This is a genomic window from Mesorhizobium sp. M1409 (genome assembly GCF_040317535.1).
In the GTDB taxonomy this organism is placed as follows: Bacteria; Pseudomonadota; Alphaproteobacteria; order Rhizobiales; family Rhizobiaceae; genus Mesorhizobium.
Window position 1 is genome coordinate 34,945 of the sequence record NZ_JAMYKV010000006.1, and the last position, 20,782, is coordinate 55,726.

The 20,782-nt window shown below is 58.7% G+C and carries 20 protein-coding genes; 6 read left to right on the forward strand and 14 right to left on the reverse strand.

Annotated elements, in window-relative coordinates; translation table 11 throughout:
- Positions 1 to 101: 101 nt before the first annotated feature.
- The gene (locus tag NKG99_RS07130) at positions 102 to 701 is read right to left on the reverse strand and encodes a hypothetical protein (protein WP_352865696.1); all 600 of its coding nucleotides are present in this window, start codon (positions 699 to 701) and stop codon (positions 102 to 104) included.
- A gap of 189 nt (positions 702 to 890) precedes the next feature.
- Between NKG99_RS07130 and NKG99_RS07135 the strand changes: the two genes are divergently transcribed.
- Both NKG99_RS07135 and NKG99_RS07140 read left to right on the forward strand, forming a co-directional pair.
- Positions 891 to 1,265, forward strand: coding sequence for a recombinase family protein (locus tag NKG99_RS07135; protein WP_352865698.1), 375 nt, complete (start codon positions 891 to 893; stop codon positions 1,263 to 1,265).
- A 242-nt stretch (positions 1,266 to 1,507) separates the two neighbouring features.
- Entirely contained in the window at positions 1,508 to 3,232 is a 1,725-nt protein-coding gene (locus NKG99_RS07140; protein ID WP_352865700.1) for a DNA methyltransferase, read from the forward strand.
- 36 nt (positions 3,233 to 3,268) lie between these two features.
- Here NKG99_RS07140 and NKG99_RS07145 read toward each other — a convergent pair whose 3' ends face one another.
- Positions 3,269 to 4,099, reverse strand: coding sequence for a thermonuclease family protein (locus NKG99_RS07145; RefSeq protein ID WP_352865702.1), 831 nt, complete (start codon positions 4,097 to 4,099; stop codon positions 3,269 to 3,271).
- Between the two features lie 107 nt (positions 4,100 to 4,206).
- Here NKG99_RS07145 and NKG99_RS07150 point away from each other — a divergent pair, with 107 nt between their 5' ends.
- Positions 4,207 to 4,476: a hypothetical protein gene (locus NKG99_RS07150; RefSeq protein ID WP_352865705.1), complete on the forward strand. Its 270-nt coding sequence runs from the start codon at positions 4,207 to 4,209 to the stop codon at positions 4,474 to 4,476.
- Between the two features lie 722 nt (positions 4,477 to 5,198).
- On the opposite strand, the gene NKG99_RS07155 is transcribed toward NKG99_RS07150, so the two are convergent.
- Together NKG99_RS07155 and NKG99_RS07160 are read right to left on the reverse strand one after the other, a co-directional pair.
- The gene (locus NKG99_RS07155) at positions 5,199 to 5,633 is read right to left on the reverse strand and encodes a Ros/MucR family transcriptional regulator (protein WP_352865707.1); all 435 of its coding nucleotides are present in this window, start codon (positions 5,631 to 5,633) and stop codon (positions 5,199 to 5,201) included.
- 249 nt (positions 5,634 to 5,882) lie between these two features.
- Complete coding sequence (locus NKG99_RS07160) at positions 5,883 to 6,098, reverse strand: hypothetical protein (protein ID WP_352865710.1); 216 nt, start codon at positions 6,096 to 6,098, stop codon at positions 5,883 to 5,885.
- Positions 6,099 to 6,555: 457 nt separating this feature from the next.
- Here NKG99_RS07160 and NKG99_RS07165 point away from each other — a divergent pair, with 457 nt between their 5' ends.
- Complete coding sequence (locus NKG99_RS07165) at positions 6,556 to 7,719, forward strand: PcfJ domain-containing protein (protein WP_352865713.1); 1,164 nt, start codon at positions 6,556 to 6,558, stop codon at positions 7,717 to 7,719.
- Positions 7,720 to 7,936: 217 nt separating this feature from the next.
- On the opposite strand, the gene NKG99_RS07170 is transcribed toward NKG99_RS07165, so the two are convergent.
- Positions 7,937 to 8,215, reverse strand: a complete 279-nt coding sequence (locus tag NKG99_RS07170) for an XRE family transcriptional regulator (RefSeq protein ID WP_352865716.1) — start codon at positions 8,213 to 8,215, stop codon at positions 7,937 to 7,939.
- 335 nt (positions 8,216 to 8,550) lie between these two features.
- Positions 8,551 to 8,775: a hypothetical protein gene (locus NKG99_RS07175; RefSeq protein WP_352865719.1), complete on the reverse strand. Its 225-nt coding sequence runs from the start codon at positions 8,773 to 8,775 to the stop codon at positions 8,551 to 8,553.
- Positions 8,776 to 9,350: 575 nt separating this feature from the next.
- On the opposite strand from NKG99_RS07175, the gene NKG99_RS07180 reads away from it, so the two are divergent.
- A complete protein-coding gene (locus NKG99_RS07180; protein WP_352866092.1) occupies positions 9,351 to 10,439 on the forward strand; it encodes a hypothetical protein in 1,089 nt (362 codons plus the stop codon).
- Between the two features lie 574 nt (positions 10,440 to 11,013).
- Here NKG99_RS07180 and NKG99_RS07185 read toward each other — a convergent pair.
- Positions 11,014 to 13,098 (reverse strand): DNA cytosine methyltransferase, encoded by a 2,085-nt coding sequence (locus NKG99_RS07185; RefSeq protein ID WP_352865721.1) that lies wholly within the window; start codon positions 13,096 to 13,098, stop codon positions 11,014 to 11,016.
- Between the two features lie 521 nt (positions 13,099 to 13,619).
- Here NKG99_RS07185 and NKG99_RS07190 point away from each other — a divergent pair.
- Positions 13,620 to 14,399, forward strand: a complete 780-nt coding sequence (locus NKG99_RS07190; protein ID WP_352865723.1) for a hypothetical protein — start codon at positions 13,620 to 13,622, stop codon at positions 14,397 to 14,399.
- A 361-nt stretch (positions 14,400 to 14,760) separates the two neighbouring features.
- Here the strand turns inward: NKG99_RS07190 and NKG99_RS07195 are convergent, their stop codons facing one another.
- From NKG99_RS07195 to NKG99_RS07225, 7 genes are all read right to left on the reverse strand, one after another.
- The gene (locus NKG99_RS07195) at positions 14,761 to 15,489 is read right to left on the reverse strand and encodes an SDR family oxidoreductase (protein ID WP_352865725.1); all 729 of its coding nucleotides are present in this window, start codon (positions 15,487 to 15,489) and stop codon (positions 14,761 to 14,763) included.
- 515 nt (positions 15,490 to 16,004) lie between these two features.
- On the reverse strand, positions 16,005 to 16,523 hold the full coding sequence (locus NKG99_RS07200; protein ID WP_352865728.1) for a Dps family protein: 519 nt from the start codon (positions 16,521 to 16,523) through the stop codon (positions 16,005 to 16,007).
- Between the two features lie 111 nt (positions 16,524 to 16,634).
- Complete coding sequence (locus tag NKG99_RS07205) at positions 16,635 to 17,315, reverse strand: YoaK family protein (RefSeq protein WP_352865730.1); 681 nt, start codon at positions 17,313 to 17,315, stop codon at positions 16,635 to 16,637.
- 88 nt (positions 17,316 to 17,403) lie between these two features.
- On the reverse strand, positions 17,404 to 17,802 hold the full coding sequence (locus NKG99_RS07210; protein WP_352865732.1) for a DoxX family protein: 399 nt from the start codon (positions 17,800 to 17,802) through the stop codon (positions 17,404 to 17,406).
- A gap of 15 nt (positions 17,803 to 17,817) precedes the next feature.
- On the reverse strand, positions 17,818 to 19,707 hold the full coding sequence (locus NKG99_RS07215) for an amidohydrolase (RefSeq protein ID WP_352865734.1): 1,890 nt from the start codon (positions 19,705 to 19,707) through the stop codon (positions 17,818 to 17,820).
- Positions 19,708 to 19,732: 25 nt separating this feature from the next.
- Positions 19,733 to 20,020 carry a XapX domain-containing protein gene (locus NKG99_RS07220; RefSeq protein WP_352865736.1) on the reverse strand — a complete coding sequence of 96 codons (288 nt, stop codon included), beginning with the start codon at positions 20,018 to 20,020 and terminating at the stop codon, positions 19,733 to 19,735.
- A gap of 71 nt (positions 20,021 to 20,091) precedes the next feature.
- Positions 20,092 to 20,739: a hydrolase gene (locus NKG99_RS07225; protein ID WP_352865739.1), complete on the reverse strand. Its 648-nt coding sequence runs from the start codon at positions 20,737 to 20,739 to the stop codon at positions 20,092 to 20,094.
- Positions 20,740 to 20,782: the final 43 nt, after the last annotated feature.

Genomic DNA, 20,782 nt, shown 5'->3' on the forward strand with positions numbered 1-20,782 from the left:
ACAGATTTTCCCGGTCGTTGATCCGGAAAGGGTCGCATCGGCGACTTATCGCAACCGTAAAGCGGGGGCCAAATTGCGCTATAGAATCGGGAAAAACTTTCCTATTTTGCGGGTCCGGTAAGCGGAACGCCGTGATAGGTGAGCACCTGAAACCGGGGCGCCGGGTCGGGATTTTCAACCGATGTAGCGACGAGGAGCTGGTGCTTTTGCCAGGCCGTGAAGAACAAAATATTGGCGTTCGCTTCACGAACCAAAGTGATCAATTTCAGGTCGTGGAGCCTTTCCGAGAGGGTACGGAGGGATTTTGGGCATAGTTTGTCGCCGTCGTGCTCGCATAAAAAACTAAAATAGTCATTGGCCCGAACGGTATTCTTAGCATCACGCTTGCAGAAATCGTATGTGCTCATGAAAACTGGTAGGCAGCTGACAAACCGCCGGGAATATTCGGGTATTTGGCATCTGTAAGTCGACTTCCAGCGCGCATCAGCAGCGAAATAGTCCACCGGGCACAGCCGCATGCGTGCAAGTTCGCTGCCGGTGAATCCGTGGGCATCAAACATCGGCGACTTTGGCGGGTCCTGGAACGTGTGATCGCGACCCGTGTCATCGTGTCGGCGATAAAAAACCCAGGTTCGTTCCGCAGCCATGAAGGTCATACCCCCAACCAAAACGAATGTGGGAATAATGATCTTCGGGTTCAATGGCCGATTTGTGGCGCACGCCTAACAGCTCAGCAGCATCGATTACCGGCTGTGATCAGACCAGCCGATACAGGCTCTTCTCTCGATATCACGTCGGCGTCTCCTCTACAGACTGAGCGCCATTGTCTCGAAACGCCTTTAGGAGGAGCCCTTAAACCCTAAACCAGCGTTTATGTTTGACGAGGCTCCATGAAATATGTCGGCTACTATAGGGTTTCCACGAAGAAGCAGGCTCGATCCGGCCTCGGTTTAGAGGCTCAGCAGCAGATGGTCCGCCAATTTGCACAGGCCAACGGGTCGCTGGTCGCTGAGTTCGTTGAGGTGGAATCAGGTAGGAACGATCAAAGATCTGAACTGGCAAAAGCGATGATTGCGACAAAGAAGGTGGGAGCGTCGCTATTGATCGCCCGACTTGACCGCTTCTCCAGACGGGTCAGCTTTATCGCGACGATGATGGACAAGGGCGTTCAGCTTGTTGTCGCTGAAATGCCCCACGCAACAGACTTTCAGCTGCACATTTTTGCAGCCCTGGCACAGGAGGAACGTCGTCTGATACCCGCGTAGTCTGCGGCTCGCAAGAAGCGTTGTCGTTTTCATTGATCTCCCCCGAAAACACTTGAGGCAAGTTCCGCGCGGGAGTCCAGAGACTTGTTGAGACTGCTTATGGATGAGTCATGCACGAACGGCCCGCAATTACGGCGCCAGCCGTCAGCGATCACGGGCGAAGCATCGGATGGCCTGAGGCATGGTTAACCGCTTATCAGCGAAGTTCCTGCAAAGTATCATTCGCAGCGGTGGGGACCGAGATGAAAAATCAGCTTTGGTTCGGAGATAATTTGACGATTCTCCGTGAAGAAATTGCGAACGAAAGTGTCGATCTTGTCTATCTGGATCCACCATTTAACAGCCAAGCCAACTACAACGTCCTCTTTCGAACCCCGGACGAGGATGCTGCCAGCGCTCAAGTAGAAGCATTCCGAGATACGTGGACCTGGGGGCCGGAAGCTAAGTGGGCTTTCGACGAGATTATGCATACTGGCGGCAGTGTCACATCGATTGTCCACGCTCTGCATGCTGCGCTCGGTGACAGCGATATGATGGCTTATTTGGTCATGATGGCGCAACGGTTGCACGAGTTGCGACGTGTTCTAAAGCCAACAGGAAGCCTGTATTTGCATTGTGATCCGACGGCGAGCCACTATCTCAAGATCATTCTCGACGCGATTTTCGGCCCCACAAATTTTCTGAACGAAGTAATTTGGAAGAGAACCAGCGCGCACAGCAGCGCACGGCGCTACGGGCCAATCCATGATGTTTTACTATTCTATTCGCGGGGAGATAGGCATTGTTGGAACGCTCAATATCAGCCCTACGAAGCAGAATATTTGGACACTTTCTTTGATCAGGCGGATGCCGACGGCAGGCGGTGGAAGCGCACTGATCTCACCGGCGCGGGAAAAAGGAACGGGGAAACTGGCAAGCCATGGCGCGGCATAGATATAACCGCCAAGGGGCGGCACTGGTCAACGTCGCCCGACCAACTTGACGCCCTTGATCTTGCTGGGAGGGTTCATTGGCCGAAGAAGCCAGGGGGGATGCCTCGGCTCCGACAATATCCGGAGGATCTGCCGGGAGTCGCCCTTCAGGACATTTGGACGGACATCAAACCTCTGCACAATCGAGCGGCGGAAAGATTGCACTATCCCACCCAGAAACCTGTGGCACTGTTGGATAGGATACTCCGTTCTTCGGCCAATGAGGGTGAGGTGGTGCTGGACCCATTCTGTGGCTGCGGGACCACCATTGCTGCTGCTCAGTTGGCTGGGCGTAAGTGGATCGGTATTGATGTGGCGTATCATGCCATCCGCGTGATCGAAGACCGCTTGGCCGATATGCCTGGTAAGGTGGACTATGATCTTGGGGGCATTCCCCGCGACTTCGCCAGTGCTGCCCGCCTCGCCGGGCGCGACAAATACCAATTTCAATGGTGGGCCAACTATTTGGTGGGCGTCCAGGCGCTAAAAGAGATTCGAAAAGGCCCAGATCGTGGCATCGACGGTCAAATGTATTTCATGAACGGCCCGCGCGGGTGGGGACGGGTGCTGACGTCCGTCAAAGGTGGTCAGCATATCGGCACCAAAGATGTACGCGAGTTCAAAGCCGTGATCGATCGTGAACGCGCGGAAATGGGCTTATTCATCTGCCTTCGGGAACCCACGCGCGATATGCGGTCGGAAGCCGCATCCTTTGGCTTTGTCGATACCGCCCACGGCCACCTGCCCAGATTGCAGATCGTTTCAATCGAGCGATGGTTCAACGGGGAGCGTCCAATCATCCCGTCGCTAGGGCATGTTTCCCGGGAATTCTTCCGCCAATCTTCTAAACCAGAAAAGAGCAAAAAGCAGAGGCGTCCGGACCCATCCGCACCCGAGTTCCCGTTCAGCTTTATTGGAGATGGCAAGGACGCGGTGGTACATTTCAACCCGACCGCAGTCCCCAAGGAACAAGAGCTTTCTGGAAGTTTGCTGTAAATCCAGATCAAATGGTTTGGCCGGTCGACGAGGCATTCAGCACAGACTTTCACACGGAACGCCGTCGCTGTCCCGGTCCAGCCTGCCACCCCATGGGCAGTTGGTGAGATACCAGTTTGCCTCGTCGCACGAACTGATTTGCGAGCATTTCCGCCGTGGCTCGCAGGAATAGCCGCTCTGCGCGACCAGTCGCCGGCTGACGATGCCGAGCGGCTGGCTCGACGGGGCAGCGCCGCCCGCATGACCCGCGCGCCAATCCCAAGGCGCCTGAAATGTTCCGGCCCACAAACCGACCTTAGCTGCCTCCGCTTTGGCCTGCTGCGCTGCATAGGCGCCATGGCTGTATTTGGGCCAGTCGAGCGCCTGGCCGTGCTCGACCATCCAGGCGGCCACATTGGCGCCGTCTGCGCGCCGGCAGTCGCCTACGAAGCGGTTGTAGCGGTCCCACGCGACAAAGGTGCATGTGACCGGCCTCGAGGCGGCCAGGAACCCGTCGAGCGCTGCCGCGGCCTTCGCGCCGCACCGATAGCGAACGCCCTTGGCATGGTCGCATTGCTGGGCTGACTCAGGGGCGTCGATGCCGTTGAAGCGAATCCGCTGGCCGTGGATCTCGATCGTGTCGCCGTCGATGACTGACGCGACGCCGGCGATCGGCTCGGGCGATCGCCCAATCCAATGGGAGACGCTCAGGTCGGGGGCGCTTTCACTGTGCTGCACGATGAACTGCGCGACGAAGGCGGCCATCGCAGCAAGCGTCACGAGTACAAGTCGCTTCGGAATGCCCGCTAGCATGCGCGCATGCATCCGCTGCGCACCACGCCGCTTGCGCCATTGATCAGATCGGTTGTCGTATCGAGACTTGTCCACGCCCCTCTTCCCCGATGAGAGGATGCGTCCTTTGCCGTAAAGAGTCCAGTTGGTCCGCCAACACGTTGTGCGGTACCCATTCACTAGGACAACGGGAGGGCACTTCAATGATGAATAGATGGCTGTCGGACATGCTTGCCACGCTGAATGTAGCGCTGGCGTTTATGATCACGTTTCTTGGCGGCATCGTCGGCTCGCAGTGGGCAAATACTCACGACCGCAATGCCTTGGTCGGGATCATCATCGGAGCGTTGACGGGATTTGTTATCGCCGCAAGCATCTGTGGCACCCTGGCGACTTTCATGTTGATTGAAAATCACCTTCGCAATCTGCGGGCGCTTGCCGAGGAAGACTTTCGACGGAGCCGCAAGCAATAGTTTCGGAACGTCGGGTGTTCTGGGGACTTACCCAGCCACGGCATCCCCAGAAAGCATCCACTTCCTAACACGCGGTCACCGGCGGGCGCTGAAGCAGGCTGCGTACCAACGCGCGCTCTATTCGCTAATGCGAAGGCGGAAAAGCCCCTTGATCTGAGTCCCGTCTGGGCCGAACAACGAGTAGGCGGCACGGCACTCAATGTCGGATAGCTGCGCCGGTTCTGGGTGGCCCAGAAATGGCACCACGTTCGAGATCATCGAACTGATTCCTTCGTTTGCAGTGACCATGATCGAGCTAGGGGTATCTGGAAGGCCGACGGACACAGCAACCTCCATGGCACGGCCTGGATCAAGTTCGTAGGCTGGGCATTTGGAGGAATACCAAAGCGCATGAGAGAATTGCCCACGTCGTGCCTCGGCATGCGATTGCGCATACCAGCTAGCAAAGCAAATGCGGCAATTCCTGGGCGAGCTTTGAGGGTCTAGAGCTGCATGGGTGAATAACCAGGTGACGAGAGCCATACAAGCGAACGTCGCCCGCGTCGGCAAGTTCCCCGCGGGCTAAAATGGCCGGCGCCAGGGTGGGAGCTGTTGGGCTGTGCAGCGCCGGCCAAGCGGACATCAGATCCGCCGCACTTCAAGAATGGCCCGATCCGCAGACATGCGGTAATGGTGTGATCGCGGAAGCGCGCACAGGACTTTGCGCGCTATGGACGGCCTGACTATTTGGCTTTTCGCTTAGCCGGAGCTTTCTTGGGTGGCATTGCTTTCCGGCCAAGCCCGATTGATTTGGCCAAGGCTGAACGCTGCGCAGCATAGTTCGGGGCCACCATAGGGTAATCGCGCGGTAGGTCCCACTTGGCCCTGTACTCATCGGGTGTCAGGCCATAGTGGACGTTCAGGTGGCGCTTCAGCGATTTGAACTGCTTCCCGTCCTCGAGGCAGACGATGTAGCCAGGGAAAATCGACTTCTTCGGATTAACAGCAGGCGTGAGAACCGGTTTTTCGGGCTCTGCAGGTTGTCCGACCTTCGACAAAGACAGGTTCACGCTGTGGATCAGTTCCGGCAGTGACGCAGCCGGCACAGGATTATTGCTGACGTAGGCGGAAACGATATCTGCGGTTAATTCGATCAGGTTGATGGATTCGTCGGCCAAGGGCTTTCTCCTTTAAAGCATTTAGCCTTCCTAGCTTTTGGCGACAGGCTAATCAACGGCGGCCCGGCCTTCGAGATCACCTCGCACAGATCCACTTCAACATTCCTGAGCCTCGTTTGCCGACAAAGACATTAGGGACGCGGGCCAGTTCCTCAGCGATATTGTCCATCGTAGCTTCCGGAACGGAGCCGTTACCTGGACCGGACCGTTCAGCCAAAATCCACCCTGCTAGGCCGCATCTACAGAATGCTAGGAGCGCAGGGCGATCGCCATTCCAGGCATAGAAGTAACGCTGATACGATCATTCGGCCAAATCGACTGAACGTGGGCGCTGTCTTGTTGCGCCAGCAGGGCGATGATCGACTTCTCCGACCCATTGAGGTTGTGTACCGAGCTAGTTCGATTGGGATACATGGTCGCTATCTCCTGATAGCCTGCTTTCTTCATTAAAATCGCCATCGACAACCGCAGAATTTCCCATGCCGGTCCGTGGTGAAAAACGTGGAAAACAGCGATTCTGACGCTGATTTGGGGGATTAGAACGGGATACGCCCTGGTTCTGATGCCAATCTGGAGGTCCCCAACTCGCCTATTCCTACGTCCGACCGTGGCGGGAGACACGCCAGGTGCGACAGCTCCTGCACCAACTGCCAGGACCGCCCCGATCTCGCGTGGCTTCTTGCCTTCCGCGATTCGCCTCCGCCACAGCCGCGTCTTCTTTCCGAGCGCGTGTTCTCATTCTCGGGAGATCGGCGGCGGATGCGGCTCGAAGGGATCGCGTGATACTTTGAAATATTTCGAGAAGCAATGTTGACGCGTCGAAGCTACGCATAGGCATCGTCAACTAAATTTGCCGACGGAACGATTTGAACCAGGCGGGACGTCGGGCGATCCTTCTTCAGGGAACTGAAGAGGGATGACAATGAATCTCAAGGGATTGCTGCCGCAGGATGTCGAAGCGGTCGAGGAATACCTGCACGGAATCTACGAGGAATACGACATCGACATCGGGGTCGCCTTTCTTCTGCGCTGCAGCGTAGGCCGCATCGCGGCGAACCGGATCCGCGAGGGATACCCGACGGTCATATCCGAAGGCTGGCATGATCCGTTCCCGCGTCGCGAAGTCCTCCTGCACATACTCGACTGGCTCGCCGTCGATCAGTGCGAAGGTGTGCCTTGGCTTGAAAATACGGATGACCGGGGCCGGCCGCGCAAGTTGCTGAAATGCGCCGGCTACGAGGACCTGGTGCGCGAGGCCGACAAATCCATGGACCGCAGGAACGCGCAGGTTGCCAAATCGCTCGGCGTCGCCGACGAGCGCTGCGTCGCGGACCTTGAGGACGGCTACAAGCTCGTCAAGCTGCTGACCCCGGAAGCCCTCGACCTTGAATCCCGACGGATGCATCACTGCGTAGGCCACGGAAGCTACGACGCAGGACTGGCCGCCGGCCACCACGAGATCTATTCCCTGCGGGACCGAAGGGGGCGCCCCGTCGCCACCATCAAAATCAACCGCGGAGAGATCGACCAGATCAAAGGCAAGCGCAACGCCAGTCCGGAAGCGAGGCACATAGCGGTCCTGAAGCCGCTGGCGAAGGCGGTCAGGTGGAAGGGCAGGGGAGGCTTCTGGCCGTATGCCGTCGACATCAACGGAGTCGAGCACGACATCGACGAGATCCCAGCCGGGGCTACGTTCGACAAGCTCAATGCGTCGATTCCCAACGGCATGTCGGTTGTCCTGCCGCCGGGCTTGACCGTGCTGGGCAACATGATCATCGGGCATGGGATTGCCGAGATACCCGAGCGGCTGACGATCGGTGGCGACGTCTACCTCTCGACCACGAGGCAACGCAGTGTCGCGCTGCCGGAGAGCATGCACGTCGGAGGATCAATCCTGACGTGGTCTGGAGACGAGATCGCCTGGCCGATCCCGGCGCATTTGGCAGAAAAGATCGAAGAGGCTCCGAAGACCAAAAAAATGAGTGGCTTCGCAAACCTGATCCCCGCCGGCCCCATCGACGGCGTGCAGTTCGTTTTCGACGATCCCGAAGACGACGATCATCTTCCAGATTCCGCGCCCCGCTAGACCGTGGTTGCTGCAGTGTTCCTTCTCCGAGAGGGAAACCCACACCGATGGCTAGATGTTCATTCACGAGGTCAATGCGCAGTTCTTTCGTTCCGAACAGGACTCACATCGCCCCAAAGCAAACAAAATGCCCGCGAATACCCGAAAAAGCTCGTGAATGCCGAACGGAGCCAATCCATCCCTTGTTCACCAGTTCCTCCGCGCTGAGGCTTGGTCTTCATCCCGCGATAAAAGCTCGTGCCCTTTGCCAAATTTCGAGTGCTTCCAGCGCAGCCTGCATTCTCTCGGCCGATATCCCGTCGACTACCCGCCCGCGAATTATGCACCGCATCTGATCTCGTTCGAGGCCGGTCAGGGCGGCTGCCTCCTCATCCATCAATCTGGACGACTCCATGGCGAGAATGATCCTGCTGGCAATATCGGCCTTGGCGAGCGCGCAGTCCCGATCGGAGCCGCCGAAATCGCCAAAGATGTTGCCGCAGCCAGGCGCGTCCATCGTTCCTCCACCGGCACCCGGTTGCATCATTCATGTCCTTAACGTTGGTTGCGACAGAGAACGGCTTTGACTTCCTTGCCGTTAATCCTGACGCCAAATTCCCATGGCGTCATCACATTCCTACGCGTTTCGCGTTAGTCCCAGCGACGCTCCAAAACCGTCCGCGTCAAAGTCACGGAGCGTGTTTGGCGCGCCTTATTCCGGGTATTGCCGGCTCGGGTGATAAAGCCGCGCCAGTATTGTCACTACCGCCGGAGACGGAATTCCGATTCCGCGTGACGAAGTAACGGGGAGAGCAATGATTGGCCGAAGTTGTCTTCGCGACGAGACCGCCGTCATTTCCCGGAATCTCCATCGAGGCCTGGCGGGACCGAACGACCAAAACGTCCCGCGCGGCGGATGACTTTGAGGCGTGATTGATCGCGATCACAGCCGGCTTCGGCGAGCCTGTCGACGGCATCTCGCAGAATTCGCCCAAGGGCCATCGTATCGAGAGACGGATCGAGCGCGGCTCTATCGACATACGCGGCAACTGCCGCTGCGACCGCGGCATCGACCATGGATGCCTCCGGTTGCCCGGTCGCGCGGAGGCGAGCGCGATAGCGCCGCTGCCGCCGCTGTTGTTCGCTGTTTGCGGCGTCTGCTGGCCTCGGCATGTCCGTCCCCCGTCACTTCGATACGCTCACTACGAGATGAGGCTGCCGATCTGGCATGCATGCGACAAACGCCTCTCGGTGGCATGTAACCAAAAGGTGTCAAACGCAATTTATTACGACCTATCATGACGCGCGGAAAACTTTATCCGCTTCGGGAAGATGGCGGAATGTCGCCTTTCGGGGAAGACCAACAGGCTGCCATTCCATTGTCGCCCTGCCTTCGGAGCTGCCGAGGGCACGCGGTCATTGCCAGCGGCACTATTGGCGCACGGGCGATCAATGTCGGAGCTTCAGCGGGGGCTCATCGAAAATCCATATGGCATAGACCAGAGCCGCCTCCTCCTTCGGCGGATGTCGATGGCAAGGCTGCTCGTCATCCAAAAATCAAAAGCAACTTCCCAGTGTTGCAGTTTGGGCGCTCCCATCGCTCTCAAAGCGCGCCACCCTTGGTTCATCGCAGAACACGGAGGGCGAAAAACATGCAGACCTGGCTGGACTGGTACGTAAGCGGTGCAAGCGCATCTCTTCGACGGATGTGCGAGCATTTCCCGAAATCCCTGGACACACTCGACGCCGAGACGCGCCGGCGGGCTCTGTCCGACGATGCATTTGCTTTTCGACTGATGGTGCAGGAATCGCGTCAGGCGCCATCGCAGGCGGCGTCGGCGTATGCCGCTTTTCCCGGCGCCCGGAAAGTGGCGTTGGAAAACGCGGTGTGGCAGGTGAGCCTGTCACCCTTCTGTATGGAGACGGATCGGGTGCCGCTAGCGGCCGCACTCGACCGTGAGGTCGTCCGCGAACTCGTCGGGACACGGGTGTCGCCGGAAGTACGCGGATACGCTCGTGAGGCTGTATCGCGGCACGGCACAATCTACCTGGACATCGCCGATCGCGCCCTGCTGTTCAGCGATGCCCTGCAGCTTTGCGCCCTGTTTGTCACCGAAGCCGACGGAGGCATCCGCTTCTGTGCCGTCTTCGCGGAACCGGGGCGTAAAGGCGCTCGCCGGGTCGCATGGCTTGAAGGCGATGATCGTCTTCTGACGGATCAGTGTCACGACCGGGATGTCAGGAAATTCCAGACCCACATTGGTGTGTCCGCGCCTTCTTTACGGCCGCTGGTCGAGATCGCACGGGCTGCCGGCGTCGATCTGCACGAAGTCCTCAAAGGCCTGGAGAGCTTCGCGTACCTGGCAACGACCTATACCCTGACCGAGATGGAGGCCGCCGAAAGGCAGCCCTGGGAAATGTTGCCCCGTCTACCTGCCGGACATGAAGGCAGGCTGGGCCGGAAAGCCGCTGCCAACGCCAAAAAGTTCAGCCTGTTCCGGGTTTGGCGTGTGACCGCTCGCCGCCTCGATCACGGGCAACGAAAAAGTTTGGGCGAGGGTTGGAGACTGGGTCACCGCATCAGGGTGTCGGGCCATTATCGTCTCCAGCCGTGCGGGCCGAAACGCAGCCAGCGGCGGCTCCGGTGGATTGCGCAGCATGAACGCGGCCCTCGCGACGGCGTGCCGGTCACGCCCATCGTCAGGGTTGGCGCGTTTCATGGTCAGGCGGCTGCGCTGTAGATCGGACGATGAAGTAGGCAGCCCGAGGCGAATGAGGCAGAGCCGGATCCAATCGGAATTGATCGTTTCAGCATATGAGGGGTTTCGAAGTGAGCACCATCGACATTCACATCCGGGACATCGGTCGCGACCGTAATCGCAATCTAGTCGCACGGCGAAGCGGTCGATCGAGCGCAACAGATGGTCAGCAGGGACGGGACGCTCGATGCTGAACTCGTAGAACAGCGCCTCCTGCATCACCGTCGGGTCGCCCATCATCGACTCAAATCTCCTTACCAAGGAGATTGAATCAGTGCTCAGAGCTGCTTCAGCCGGTGTTTTTCAACACAATCCGCCCAAAGCCGTCCTTGCCGAGTAGCTACTCTGATCCGCTTTGGAAAGGTGGCAGCCGGGGAGGGGGAACTGAGGCAGTCACGTCAAAGCTCCCAGCCCGTCCATGCGCAGGGGGCTCCCCCTCATGCATAAGAACCACAGAGATTCGCAGTGCTGCGGATCTCTGATATTCATTCTCTGTACAAAAATTAGTCTCCCGGAGGTCTCGGTCACACTCCGGGAGACTTTAGACGAGTCCCTGCTACACGCCGCGATGATAGTTTTCGAGGTTACGCATCTCGGTGAGCTTCAATCGTTTCCTGCTGCGCTCAGGTGGCATCTCGGGCAATCTTAGCGCCTGGGCGTAGTCGAATTCGACACCAGTGAGGGCATTGTAGATTGCCAGGCCGACGGCGTGGGCCATGATCGGTGGGAGCGCGTTCGCGATCTGTCGGGTTTTTGTCTTGCGGTCCTTGTCCGAACCTTCGGCGCCGGCGCCGACAAACTGCCATCCGTCAGGGAAACCTTGCAGCCGAGCCCCCATCTCAAGAGTGAGCGGGAACAGGTCATCAACTTCGTGATTCGGTCCAGGAGCCGTTTCACCAATACCGAACGGATCGATTTTCATGTCCAGCCAGTCTTCTTTGCGAAGGTTCGACGAAAACGCCAGGCGACCTGACTGTTCCGAGCCGCCAACGATGGTCGACCCGCGACGGTTTGCATAATTTCTTGCCCATTCTTCGGCCCCGGACCAGCCATTTGCCGAGACAAGATCGAGCAATGTCTCGCCAACCGTCCGGCTCCATTCGGGGAATTTTGGCGGCATCTGGAACCGCTGGATTGGGACGTCACGGAAACCGACAAAGGCGATACGCGGACGCAGCTGCGCGAGACCGTAGTCGCTACCATTAATCGAGAATATCTGGCTCTGATATCCAAGATCGGCGAACTTCTTGTACAGATCGGCCCGGTAATCGGCATTGGCCTGGAAGCCGAAGCCTTTCACGTTTTCGAAGAAAAAGGCTCGCGGCTGGACTTCATCAACCAGCCTGACCGCTTCCATAAACAGGTCGCGTTCGTCGTCTCGGCCTTTTCGTTTGCCGATGCTCGAATGCGGCTGGCAAGGCACTCCCCCCGCCACGAGATCGACATTGCCGCGATGGTGACGAAAATCCACCTGAGTGACATCGGCGCAATGGACCGGTCCAAACCAGCAATTCGCCATCAACGTCTCGGCCGCCGCAGGATTGCGCTCGTACAACGCCAGGGCGTCAAATCCGGCCGCGTGAAGTCCGAGAGCCTGTCCGCCCGCGCCGGCGCAGATCTCAAGCGACGTAAGGCGAAATGGCGGGTTGTCTTCCTTTGACACAGCCGGCTCGGCCGGAAGTTTGCGCGCCTTGAGATCATCTTTGGATATGCCGTTGTCGTTGAACAGCCAAATGACATTCTCAACAAGATCCCGATCGATGTGATCATGGTCCCTGTCGAACGGGTTGCCATTCTCCTCGTCGACGGCCTTGAATGTGCCATCAGCCAAACTGCGAAGGCCGTCATATGCCTGAGCCAGCCGGACAAGCTGGCCATCGTTGCCGTGGAAGCCATACTCCCATGCGCCGGGCAGTCCGGTCGTGTCGAACACAGTCTCGAATTCGCGAAGACAGCGACCGGCTTCCTCTTGCAGACGAGTCCGGCGTGTTTTGAGTTTCGCGAGATCGGCACCGTCGTCCTGCGCGTCGTTGAAGAAGGCGATCAGGGACTGGGCGAAGAAGATGAACCTGCTGGCAAATGTGTCGAGGTCGACCTGCGCCTTGCGTTGTGCCGACTGTCGCAGCACCTTCAGCCGACGGCGCTCCAGTTCCATCCGCGGATCCGAAGCCATTTCCCGTTGGCGGCGCTTGATATTGGACACGTCGCTTGAATGGACGAAGCTTCCCGCTTCAATTCGATCGAGGGCTTCCTTGCGGACAGCCTCAGGCGCGGCAATCAACGACTTGGCGACCGTCATTGGCAGCCCGCGAGCGGTGATTGTCTTCGCATGCTCGCCCAAGGCTTCCGTGAGCCGCAGGTACATGCCGATGTCGCTGCGGTTGAGACCGCACTCCGACACCAGGAACGTCTTCATCTTGGATGCCGGAAGATGGTCGCGTACCCGCTCGATTTCGGCGGCGATCCGAAAGTAGGATTCCGCCATGCGCTGGTTCTGCTTGAGCACTACGGTCTTCAGCGAATGCAACGTCTTGCTCAGGTCAGGCTCGGGCTCCAGTTCAACAGGCTCGATATGGACGACCGCGACATGTTCATCCTGAATAGCCTCGACATCGTCGCGTCCGGGTTTTGTAAATTCCAATTTCAACTCCCACTGCTGTAATGGGGGGCACTCTCAACGTCAAAATCCTAACTTCGAGTGAAAACTATATATCGGTTTGTGGCCAACCACCGGTTGCGCGCTGTCGCTGCAAATTCTGGTTACTAATTTGGTATCGCTGAGCGGCCATGCAAACTCGAACCGAAAGGCCATTAAAGCCCGGGATCAAACACCTAGAGTCATTGCAAAAATGAAGCACGACGTCGGAACAAGTGTCCGCAGGCGAAAAAGGAATACAAAATTGTTGAAGCGGTTTTACAAAGCAAGGCGTTCGTAATTGTTGACAAAATGCTTTCAGAAAACCTTCAGAAAAGCATTGCGTAAAAGACGTTTGTGACAAAGACTTTTCCTATCGGAAGCGCATGCCATGCCGACACGAAAGGGAAATCAATATGTCACAGAGGCTGCAGCATCGAGATCGCCGGATCCTACCTTTGCCCGCGCGCCGCAGCCCCCCGTCAAGCACGGGGACGCCGCCGTGTTCGTGGGATGGGAGAATGAACATGGCCGACAGACTTGATCTTTCGAAGCTCCGGAACATAGACGTCCGGGACTGGGAAGCTGCTTGTGAACGGGAAGCCGCGGAGGAATATGCGCACCGCTTGGCGCAAGCGATGAGCGCGCCGCTTATGCGGGCCATCGACAATTGGAACAGACGATTTAGCGAGGGCATCACCCCTTCTAGCGCTGAAGAAGACGACCTTGACGACAGAATCCGGGACGAGGACTTTTTACTCTACGCTCACGGTTGCAGTGTGATGTCTAGTTACGGCCCCTTCAAACGGCGCAGCGCCTCGGTCAGCTGGCGAACCGTAGACATTGTGCCTGCACATTTCGGCTACGAGGTCTTCAGTCTGGATGACCTTGCGCTCCCCCAGCCAGGTTCGGTCATTAGATACGCGGCTACCGGAGGTGGAATTCCAGGCGAATTCGAGCTTGCCCGCGATCACGCCGAGTCTTTGGGAGGCGTAGTCCTACGGCGGTGCTTGAGCTACCTTTGCAGCGATGACCACACACTGCTCAAGTGTGTTCACGTATCCGAAAGGATCACGCCACAACGCGCGTACGACGCATTCATGCGGATGTATGACGACGGCTGGGTGATCGATCGTTTTCTTGCTGTCTTCGAACGGCTGAGAAATCGCGAGCACCGCAATATGGAGGCCCGCGCGGACAGAAGGCCCGAGCACTACCAGAACCTCGGCGAAATCGCTTTCTATCTGGCCGAAGTACGCAGCTGGAGAGATGACCGTGACTGCCTATTGGCGCAAGGGAAAATCTAGGGTCTGCGCCAAAATGGCGTGCGCTTCGCAACGGACGGAACCCAACGCCACGCCGGACGCATTCGGCTTGGTCGGCTCAAGTTCTGGGCATTCGGTAGCAACCGAACGCCACGGTCGTGTCACCAGCAGCTGCGGGTGCGAAAAATCAACGTCTTCAACGAGCCGAACAGTGCGAGCGCCCCTGGAAAGGGTGCCCTAGGCATTGTTACATACCGGTAGCCGAACGTCTTTTCGGCGGTTCCTGTGGTCAAGGATGTTTTTGAAAAACGCCAGCCTGCCTTGCGAGACAACAAAAGGCGCTCGCCATATATCGGGCGCAAGCCGTGTCCGGTCATGCCTCGACTTCAGTCGCATCCGGTCCTCAGAGATCGAAGTTGGTTGGCATCATGACCACGTCGCGGATCGTCATGCCGCGAGGACGCGTCAGCATAAAGATGATCACGTTCGCCACTTCGGCTGCTTCCAGCAGGCTTCCCGACTCCCTGGCTTCCTTCAGCTTCTCCGGTGGCCAGTCCGCCAGAAGCGCGCTGATCACAGGGCCTGGCGAAATCGAACCGAGCCGAATGCCATGCTTGAACACCTGACGTCGGACCGTCTGTACAAAGCAGTTGATCGCCCACTTGGACGACGCATAGACTGGCTCCCATGGCGTTGGAAAATGGGCGGCCAAGGAACTGGTGATGATGATGTCGCCCGTCCGTCGTCCGATCATGTGCGGGAGCACATCGTGCACATTCTTCATCACGACGTTAACGTTCAAGTTCAGCATCCGGTCGATAGCACCCGTGTCAGAGTCCACTAGGTCACCACCCACATAGGTGCCCGCATTGGCATGAAAGATGTCGAGCTGACCTGCTGTTTGCAGAACGCGTGGCATCAGGGTCGCACAGTCCTTGGGGTCGAGGAGGTCGATGACAAGCGGGATGACCGCCTCCCCATGCTTGGCCTGGATCGACTCGAGAGCCGCCTTGTCGCGATCGATCATCACCACGCGCGCGCCTGCAGCCAACATTGCCTCAGCACTCGCCAGTCCGATACCAGACGCCGCCCCTGTGACGGCGGCAATCTTGCCTTCCAACTCTCTAGCCATGAAATCTCGCCCTATCTGACTTGCTGGAACTTGCGGATGATAGCAAAAAAGAGCGCCCGATTGCCCCTGATGATCTTAAAGCATCAGGAGGACGCTTATGTCATGTAACCGCCTTTGGTCATTGTTGTGGTCGCGGCGTCCCGGACCCGCTTAAGTGCGCTTGGAAGACACTCGACTGGCCCGCAAGGGCTGCCGAGAACAGCTGGCCGATGGTCGTGCTGAGACCCTGTATTCCGGTATCCGACGGGCTGGCCGCCGATGATCGGCAACAAGTTCGAGGATAACGACGGCTTGCTCGTCGGGGGTCAGCGACGTAGCGACCTTCCGTTTAGTTGATGCTTAAAGGTCGGCCGGCCCTTACCCTGGTCTTTTGTAGGAGTGCCGGCTTCGCTGGCGATGTCCGGCTCAGGACCTGTTTCGCCAGGCTCCGGTGTCGACCTCTTCGAAGGCAACGGCGATGGAGGCGCCGCAGTAGTTGATCCGCGGTGACCGTGTGGCCGTTGCGGCACTACACATCATCCGTTGGTACCGCGCAGCGTCTCGAACAGGAACCAGACACGCTTCTCGCTCTCATCGATCCAGTTTTCCAGAAGGCTGGCGGTGGCCAGGTCGCCATGTTCGTCGCAGAGATCGTGCATCGTGCGCAGGCTTGCGACGAGTGTTGCATTATCCTCGCGCAGTTCGGCGAGCATCTCGTGCGGATGGACGAAATCCGCGTCGTTGTCCTTGAGTCGCTGCCGGCGGGAAATGTCTCCGATCGACCTGATGGTGCAGGCTCCGAGCGTGCGCACTCGCTCTGCCAGCGGGTCGGTCATCGTAACAATTTCCGTACCCTGATCGTCGAGCATAAGGTGGTAGTCGCGGAAATGGGGACCCGACATGTGCCAATGGAAATTCTTCGTCTTCATATAGAGGGCAAAGATGTCGGCAAGCAGGGCTGTCGCGGCGGCGCCGATGTCCTTCGCCGCCTCCGCGCCGAGCCCGGTCGGGGTTTTCAGGTCGTATGCCCTGCGTGATTTGACGGTCGTGTTCATGAGACAGTTCCTAATGTTGAGACGGCGGATATCCGGCCCGCCATTCGGGGATTGGTGAGAAAACCGCTCAGTCCTTTGGTTTGCGCGGCGTGTTCCTTGAGATTGTCGAGCTCACACCTCGGACGGTTCGCCGGACTGGGGCAGAAGGCTGATGGCGACCACGCCAACAGGCACGACGAAGCACCAAGTCGGGGAGGCGACGAAGGCCAGTGCCGCGGCAGCGCAACCAATTGCAAAGCAGAAGAGGCTGGTTGCCATGCGTTTCAGGCGCTCCTTGACCTCGCGCATGTGGTCGGTTGCTGTGCCGGACATGAGGTCGGCGAGATCGATCATGATCTGCGTCGTTGTGCCGGTCATCAGCGTTGTTGGTGGCAGCTTGGAAAGATGGGCCCGATGCAGCCCGTTCTGGATTGCCATGGCCGTTACAAGAGTCATCCCGATGCCTATCGCAGCCACCGAGTCGCCATTCGAGACAGGGCCATGAACGTATGCGGCGATAGCGGCAATCGTGAACAGCACAAACATGAGGGACAGGAGCGTGACGATAGCTCTTCGTCCTTCAAGCTTGAGGCGCAGCGATAGCACACTCGTGAGCAGGATGACGATGCAGAAGACCGGCAATGCGAGCAGCTTCGCGATAATTCCTGTCGTTCCGAAGACGAGCGCGGCGCCCAGCGTCACAAAGTTCCCGGTGACATGGGCAGTAAAGAGGCCGGCAAGCGCCAGGAAGCCCATTGTGTCGACGTAGCCGCCGTTGAAGCTGAGAAGGACGCCGAGCGATGGTCTGGCCATGAAGATCTCCGCTTACGCTATATTCCTCTGACGATTCACGCCGAAGTCAGGACGTGTGTAAGCGAAGATCGCTCCAAGACCGTCGCTATCATTTGAAGCTACCCTTTATCGATGTCAGCAGCGGCATCTCTTTCGAAAGAACGGTAGATTGGGCCGGCGGCAATTCCCAGAAACGCAGGGCGATCCATGTCGCGCCGAGAGTAAAGCCGGCAAGCGCCAGCGCTCCAATCCAGCGCGAATATCCAGTCAGAATCAGCGCCGAAGTCGCGAGTTCGAAAACGATGACGGCGGCGGCAAAGAACGGTGCGGGCAGCAGTCCGAAATGCTCCATCTCGGCGATGGCGCCGCCGAAATCGAGGAGCTTGACGACTGGCCCCTGGATATAGGCGGCACAGAGGCCAAGCAGCGCCAAGAAGCGCACGGCACGGGCGGTGAGCGGTCTGCCGGCAAAACTGTGTTCAATCGTGCGGATGGCATTCGTGTTCATGAGCGGCTCCGTAGATCAGGCGGCCCAACAACTGCAGCCGAGCGCACCGAAAAAACTCTTGAGGTCGGACACCGGGAGCTTCGAAGTCCACGCGCCGGCGTGATCGTGGCCGTGCATGCCACAGGCGGATGAACAGCCGCAGGAGGTGATCGCGGTCCGTCGCAACGACTGCCGGCCCGCCAGGTAGGTCTCGCCCCAGGCGCCGTAGCCGCCGAAGACACGTACGGGTGACCAGTCCGGCATCGCGGGTGGAACGGCACTCTCGTCGAGATAGGCGAAATCACCCGCGCCATAGACCACCTTGCCGCCGACAATGGTGAGTTCCGAAGTGAGAAAGGAGATCTCGTCCTCGGCGCAGGCGAAGAAGTCCTTGTCGGGGACGATGAGGTCGGCGAGACGGCCTTTTTCGATCTGGCCTCTCTTGCCCTCGTCGTTCGAGAACCAGGTGACATACTCGGTCCACATGCGAAGCGCCGTCTCACGGTCGAGGCAATTGCGGCCCGGGTAGATTCGCATGCCGCCGACCGTGCGCCCCGTGATCATCCAGGCGAGCGAGACCCATGGATTGTAGGAGGCCACGCGGGTGGCGTCAGTGCCGGCCGAAACGCGCGCACCGCTTTCCAGCATCTTTGCGATCGGCGGTGTCGCCTCGGCAGCGCCCTGGCCGTAGCGTTCGACGAAATACTCGCCCTGATAGGCCATGCGGTGTTGGACGGCGATACCGCCACCCAAGGCGGCGACCCGGTCGATCGATTGCTCGGAAATCGTCTCGGCATGGTCGAAAAACCAATTGAGGCCGTCGAGCGGAATATCCTGGTTGACCTTCTCGAAAACGTCGAGCGCCCGGCTGATCGTCTCGTCGTAGGTGGCGTGCAGCCGCCAAGGCCATCGGTTTTGCGCGAGGATTCGGACGACTTCCTCCAGTTCGCCTTCCAGCTCCGGCGGCATGTCTGGGCGCGGCTCGCGGAAATCCTCGAAATCGGCGGCCGAGAAGACGAGCATCTCGCCGGCGCCGTTGTGGCGGAAATAGTCGGTCCCCTGCTTGTATTTGACCGAGGAGGTCCATTTGAGGAAATCGTCTTTTTCCTCCTTCGGCTTCTGCGTGAATAGGTTGTAGGCAAGCCGCACCGTCATGAGGCCGTCGTCTGCGAGCTTCTGGATAACCGCGTAGTCGTCCGGATAGTTCTGGAAGCCGCCGCCGGCGTCGATGACACCGGTCACGCCGAGACGGTTGAGTTCGCGCATGAAATGGCGGGTGGAATTGACCTGGTAGTCGAAGGGCAGCTTCGGACCCCTGGCGATCGTCGCATAGAGGATGCCGGCGTTCGGCTTGGCGAGCAACAGTCCGGTCAGATTGCCGGCTGCGTCGCGGGTGATCTCGCCACCGGGTGGGTTTGGCGTGTCCTTCGTGTATCCAACTGCCCGAAGGGCCGCGGCATTGAGCAGGGCGCGGTCATAAAGATGGAGAATGAAGACTGGGGTGTCCGGCGCGATCGCGTTGATTTCCTCGATCGTCGGCAGGCGCTTCTCGGAGAACTGGTGCTCGGTGAAGCCCCCGATGACCCGCACCCATTGCGGCGGGGGGGTGATTTCCACCTGCCGCTTCAGCATTGCCATGGCGTCGGCAAGCGAGTGGACGCCGTCCCAGCGCAGTTCCATGTTGAAATTCAGGCCGCCGCGGACGACGTGGGTATGGTTGTCGATCAGCCCGGGCATCAGGCGCTTGCCCTTGAGGTCGATGATCCTGGTCGTGGCGCCTGCAAATGCCATGATTTCCTGGTCACGGCCGACGGCCAGGAATTCGCCGTCCCTGATGGCGACGGCGCTTGCAGCCGGATTGGAACGGTCAAGAGTGGTGATCAGCCCATGATGTAGGATCAAGTCTGCGGTGATGCTTTTATCCATGGTCATCGCCTCGCCATTTTGGGGTTCAGCCCTGTACGCTCTTGTCCGCAGGCCGGGCTCCCGACAACTCGGATGGCAAGCCGCCTTGCGGCAAATGTCCGAATACATGCGGGCGCACCTGATGCAGCCATGAAAGCGCCGCCGGTTCACTGCGCCACATATTCTTGACAAGCGGCGGAAGCTGTTCGCCGACGAGGATGCCAAGGAGGCCGACAAGCGCGATGATGGGTGGGGCTGGAGAACGGACGTTCAACAGCCCATAGATGACGCCCACGAGAAGGCCGGCAGCAAGCGAGATGACATAGGGTTTCATGGGGCGCTCCAGGAGAACGGAGGGGATTGCCAAGTGGCGCCGACGAAATCGCCAGCGCCACTTTCGACGGTTCAACCTTCGTGAGCGCCGAGCATGGTCTTGGCATAGATGACGCCGAGGCCATAGGCGCCGCCGAACTTCTTGGCGATGCCGGTCGTCAGCTCGTAGGTGTCGCCGCGCGCCCAGTCGCGCTGCAGCTCCAGCAGGTATTGCAGGGATGTCATCGGCCGCACGCCGGCCTGAATCATGCGCTGCATGGCGCGCTCGTGCGCCTCGTCGGAGACATCGCCGCAGGCGTCCGCAATCACATAGACCTCGAAACCCTGATCGAGCGCGGAGAGGGATGGGCCGACGATACAGACGCTGGTCCAGAGACCGCACAAGACGACACGGTTCTTGCCGATCACATTGACTTGCTTGATGACCGCGGCGTCCTCCCAAGTGTTCATGGAGGAGCGGTCGAGCAGCGCCTGGCCGGGAAAAGTAGCTGTGATCTCGTCGAACATCGGTCCCGAGAAGGTCTTCTCGGCAACAGTGGTTAGGATCGTCGAAACTCCGAAACCGGCGGCGGCATGGGCGACCAGCGCGGCGTTGTTGCGCAGCAGGACGGCATCGATCGACTTGGTGGCAAACGACATCTGCGACTGGAAATCGATCATGATCAGCGTGTGGTCCTTCGGCGAAATCAGCTCTGAACCGGGTGTCGGAGTGGCATTCATCTGCATGGTCGTCCTTGTCTGAAATGGATTGACGTTCGGTGCA

Excerpts from the sequence above, each read along its gene's own strand:
- NKG99_RS07135 (WP_352865698.1), top strand. The coding sequence starts at position 891 with ATGAAATATGTCGGCTACTATAGGGTTTCCACGAAGAAGCAGGCTCGA.
- NKG99_RS07140 (WP_352865700.1), top strand. The coding sequence starts at position 1,508 with ATGAAAAATCAGCTTTGGTTCGGAGATAATTTGACGATTCTCCGTGAA.
- NKG99_RS07150 (WP_352865705.1), top strand. The coding sequence starts at position 4,207 with ATGATGAATAGATGGCTGTCGGACATGCTTGCCACGCTGAATGTAGCG.
- NKG99_RS07165 (WP_352865713.1), top strand. The coding sequence starts at position 6,556 with ATGAATCTCAAGGGATTGCTGCCGCAGGATGTCGAAGCGGTCGAGGAA.
- NKG99_RS07170 (WP_352865716.1), bottom strand. The coding sequence starts at position 8,215 with ATGGACGCGCCTGGCTGCGGCAACATCTTTGGCGATTTCGGCGGCTCC.
- NKG99_RS07175 (WP_352865719.1), bottom strand. The coding sequence starts at position 8,775 with ATGGTCGATGCCGCGGTCGCAGCGGCAGTTGCCGCGTATGTCGATAGA.
- NKG99_RS07180 (WP_352866092.1), top strand. The coding sequence starts at position 9,351 with ATGCAGACCTGGCTGGACTGGTACGTAAGCGGTGCAAGCGCATCTCTT.
- NKG99_RS07190 (WP_352865723.1), top strand. The coding sequence starts at position 13,620 with ATGGCCGACAGACTTGATCTTTCGAAGCTCCGGAACATAGACGTCCGG.
- NKG99_RS07195 (WP_352865725.1), bottom strand. The coding sequence starts at position 15,489 with ATGGCTAGAGAGTTGGAAGGCAAGATTGCCGCCGTCACAGGGGCGGCG.
- NKG99_RS07200 (WP_352865728.1), bottom strand. The coding sequence starts at position 16,523 with ATGAACACGACCGTCAAATCACGCAGGGCATACGACCTGAAAACCCCG.
- NKG99_RS07205 (WP_352865730.1), bottom strand. The coding sequence starts at position 17,315 with ATGGCCAGACCATCGCTCGGCGTCCTTCTCAGCTTCAACGGCGGCTAC.
- NKG99_RS07210 (WP_352865732.1), bottom strand. The coding sequence starts at position 17,802 with ATGAACACGAATGCCATCCGCACGATTGAACACAGTTTTGCCGGCAGA.
- NKG99_RS07215 (WP_352865734.1), bottom strand. The coding sequence starts at position 19,707 with ATGGATAAAAGCATCACCGCAGACTTGATCCTACATCATGGGCTGATC.
- NKG99_RS07220 (WP_352865736.1), bottom strand. The coding sequence starts at position 20,020 with ATGAAACCCTATGTCATCTCGCTTGCTGCCGGCCTTCTCGTGGGCGTC.
- NKG99_RS07225 (WP_352865739.1), bottom strand. The coding sequence starts at position 20,739 with ATGAATGCCACTCCGACACCCGGTTCAGAGCTGATTTCGCCGAAGGAC.